1 protein-coding gene and 1 pseudogene are annotated in these 624 nt (G+C 37.3%); one reads left to right on the forward strand and one right to left on the reverse strand.

The window, feature by feature from the left end; all coding sequences use genetic code 11:
* Positions 1–284 (reverse strand): annotated as a pseudogene (locus tag A3766_RS00980) (RND family transporter); the annotation flags it as partial.
* A gap of 242 nt (positions 285–526) precedes the next feature.
* On the opposite strand from A3766_RS00980, the gene A3766_RS28690 reads away from it, so the two are divergent.
* On the forward strand, positions 527–624 hold a 98-nt coding region (locus A3766_RS28690), incomplete at its 3' end, for a LysR family transcriptional regulator (protein WP_231882805.1).

Consider the following 624-nt stretch of genomic DNA (forward strand, 5'->3'; position numbering starts at 1 on the left):
CAAGCTCTATCAGTTAGATCTTTAACTGCATTCAAGGTTGGAACGGTAAATACCTCGCCATCTTTCGGCGCTAGAACAACAAATATATTGTCTGATTTTGAATAGGTGTTTTGGAGTGTTTCAAATGCTACCAATTGTTCATTATCTTCTGAAAAGAATACTCGATAGTTTGAGCTGAACCCAATATTGCTAGCTCCGCTTGCTATAAAAAATACAATAGCTAAGGAGGCAATGATGATTAACCATCTGAACTTAATAATCTGCGCGGCAAGTCTATCGACCATAACAATGAACCTTGTAGTAAAAAGTCTTATTTTTGTGGCTGCTAACAATAGTATGTTATTGCCCCGTTGTTCTAATTTAATGCAATCAAACGCTAAATTTTGATGCTTTTATTGTAGTGCTGTTCCTATTTTGGTGTTAATAGGCTAAATTTAGAAATAATGTTCCGTATATGGAATGTATGCGGCTAACTCTAAATGCGAGAGTAAGAGAAGGGTACGAATTGATGCAAGACTTAAATGAAATGGCGATATTTGCAGTGGTTGTCGGATCGGGAAGCTTCACCAAAGCAGCGGACAAACTTAAGCTACCTAAATCTACCGTAAGCCGAAAAGTGAGTCA

The sequence above is a fragment of the Oleiphilus sp. HI0132 genome, from assembly GCF_001635845.1.